Annotated in this window: 2 protein-coding genes; one reads left to right on the top strand and one right to left on the bottom strand. The window is 65.2% G+C overall.

Going from position 1 to position 3,054, the window contains the following annotated elements; genetic code table 11:
* Window positions 1–399: 399 nt before the first annotated feature.
* Window positions 400–1,476 carry a pentapeptide repeat-containing protein gene (locus ACGWYJ_RS38660; protein ID WP_395111652.1) on the bottom strand — a complete coding sequence of 359 codons (1,077 nt, stop codon included), beginning with the start codon at window positions 1,474–1,476 and terminating at the stop codon, window positions 400–402.
* A gap of 946 nt (window positions 1,477–2,422) precedes the next feature.
* On the opposite strand from ACGWYJ_RS38660, the gene ACGWYJ_RS38665 reads away from it, so the two are divergent.
* On the top strand, window positions 2,423–3,054 hold a 632-nt coding region (locus ACGWYJ_RS38665; protein ID WP_395111653.1), incomplete at its 3' end, for a hypothetical protein.

Consider the following 3,054-nt stretch of genomic DNA (forward strand, 5'->3'; position numbering starts at 1 on the left):
TTGATAACCGATCGGAATAGACCGTCACCGAACAACGGCCCCGGAGCGGAACCTGAGCCACACGCAACCGGCAAGGGGCGTCCCAGCAGCGGAACGCCCGCCGTCGGCCTAGGCCAACCAGAGCCGCTCACCGCAGGGGGCGGCGCCACAAGGTGTTGAGCGCCGGTCGCGGCACAGCGGCTGGCAGCCGGCCTGAACGTCCCCCGCAGGTAGATCCGCCGCAGCACCCTTCGCGACCCGCAAGGCCGCCGATGTCCACACGGACGCGGCGTTATTGCGGGCATCTCGGAGCGCGGCGTGCGACTCCAGCCAACGGCTCGAACAGCCCCGGCGAAAATGAGCGCACCACCGACTGATCACCGGTCAGTGGGCGAACGCCAAGGCCACCCACCGCCATGCTCAGCGTGGAAAGCGGGTGCGACCGTCGGTAACGGCCTCCCGGCGAATGTGATCGGCCGATATCCCCTGCACGAGCGAGAGGTCCGCGCCACGCAGGTCGGCGCCGTTCAGTTGTGCACCGGTCAAATTCGCACGGCCCAGATTCCAGCCCTCCACGCCCGGATGGTACGCGCCGCGCGTAGACGGTCCCCGCAGGTCCGCACCGCGCAGGTCCGTGCCGGTGAGGTCAGCACCGGACAGATTGGTATGACGTAAATCCATGTTGGACAGGTCCGCTCCCGTCAGATTTGCGTCGGAAAGGTTCGCGGCGTACAGGTACGCATTACTCAGCCGTGCCTGGGTGAGGTCGGCCCCGCTCAGATTGGCGCCCGACAGGATCGCGCGTTTCAGGTCGATGCCGACCAGGTTCTTGCCGCGCAGGTCGATGTTCTGGAGGTCGATATGGAGAAGCGGAACCTCGGAGCGCAGGAGGACTCTCAGCGCCGACTCGGCGTCCACTGGTAGTCGTTTGGGATCGTTGACCGGTGGGCGGTCGGTGGCGTGGCTGCGGACGTAGGCGGAGAGCACTTCGGCGATGGTGTACTGGTCGCGACGAGAGTCCTGCATCAGCCGTTCCAGCGCGAAGATGCCGCCCGTTCGTACCTCGGATTTCTCGGATCCGAGTTGCTCGATCGCCTTGGTGTAGCGGTCGGTGACCTGGCCCTCGCGTGTCACTTCCAGTGTTCGTGAGGTGTAGAGCAGGCCGGCTGCGGTGAAGACGACACCGACGATCACGACCAGACCGGTGACCGACTGCATCAGCGCCTGCCTGGCCTGATTGAGCCCTTCCGCCCGCTCGGCAGGGGTCAGCCGTGCGCGTTCCTCCGGGGTCAGCGCAGTGCGTTCGCCCGACAACCACCGCGCGCCGGGCCCTAGCAGCGCCCACAACGCCAGCACCGACACGCCGGCCGCAGCGGCACCGAACAGTGCCCATCGCAGGGTTTCCGATTGCACCCAATACAGCCCACCCCACGCGGCGACCAGCGATCCCAGCGTCAGCGCAGCGGCTACGACCTCTGACGTGTTCGGCCTATTCATGCCGTCCCCTCGTACCTCAGGCCCATGGAGAACGGCACCAGGGTGACAGCCGGGCTGACCATCGGCCTTCAACTGCGGCACTTCGCTACAACACAGTCACCTCCCTGACGTTGACCGCTGGGTCCGACCGTCCTGGACAGGCTCGGCACGGGGCTTCGCGATGCGGTGACCACTATCAGCCACCAGCACCGCTTGCCAGCGAAAGGCGCCTCGGCCGCCACGGTCAGCCGGCAAATCGCCATCGGTGCTGAAGCAACCACGGCGGCACGCAAGCCGTCCAAACTGTGCCCAAGCCAGGGACCGACCAGCGAACCTTGTTCCCCGGATCAGGAGAAGCCCGCAGTCCTGGACGGCTAAAGACCGAGTGCAGGCGCGAAGCTCAGCGTCAGCTCGCAGAGGTGCGCAACCCTGCCCGCTCGACCCATCGAGGCCGGGCAACAGCCGTCCGTCACCGCACCTGGTATGCCAGTATTGTACAAAGGTGACCACAGAACCAAAATGCACCCATTGCGGCGCAGGTGATCTGGAGCAGGGCTTCACAATCCACAATGAAGGGGCCGGTGTCAATACGATCGATCGGGCGCATTGGTACAGAGGTGTCGTGGAGTATGGAATGGGGTTCGCCTCGCGAATCAAATTCAGAAGACGCATCAAGATCCCGATCGTCGCCTACCGATGCCTCCGATGCGGCCATCTCGAATTCTTCGCCAAGTAAACTCATTCTCGCCGGCCAAGGGACGGCTCTGGACCGGCCCCATTCGGTTCGCGTGACCGCGCCCCCCGGTCGGCCGGGAGCCGCCAGAGGCTCAGGCCCGCTACCACCGCCGCGACGGCCGTAGCGATCAATGCGCCTTCAGTAACCATGGCAAGTTTGGAAGAGATCTGAGCAGTTGAACCAGGTGACCGATGTGGTGCCGAACCCGGGGCTGGGCCAGACTCTGTCGAGATGCATCAACACCAGCAAGGATCTGAGTTCGTCGTCGGGGTCGACCATCACTTCGTCGAAGAGGCACGCCAACTGACCGTGCGCCTCAAGCGCCGTTCCGCTTGGGTAGAGGCCGTGGCCGGTGCTCTCATCGTTGGGCTTGCGGTCGCGCTCATGCTTATGGCAACACCGGAGGGTTTCTGGAGCTGGATGAGCTTGGGCGTGGGAGGGATCTCCGCCCTGCTCTTGTTAGGCAGCTCCTGCCGCCGGTTCACCGACGTTCGACGCCTGCGCCGATCATGGAGCGCCACTGGAATCCCAGCGGTGGCAATGCGGATGTCGCACCGCGGCCTTCGTTGCAGCATCGACGACGCGCCAGACGGCGTGTTCCTTCCGTGGTCCGCGATCGAGGGATTCCGTATCAGGCCGTGCAGGGCACAGCAACTCTTGGTGCTCGAACTGGCGCCAGGCGTCAACGCGAGCACACCCGGCGTCACCGGGCTGGATCGTCCCGCCGTTCAACGCGTAATGCAGCGCAAGGTGTCCGGCGTCAAGGGACTCCGCTTCCCTGTTGCAGCGCTGGATCAGTCGCTCCAGGACATCGACCGCGCGCTCGCCCGTCTCACCGAAGGCAGGGTCCGCATCCGTACCTG

Origin of the sequence: Actinomadura sp. SCN-SB, from assembly GCF_043906805.1 — a bacterium.
Classification (GTDB): domain Bacteria; phylum Actinomycetota; class Actinomycetes; order Streptosporangiales; family Streptosporangiaceae; genus Spirillospora.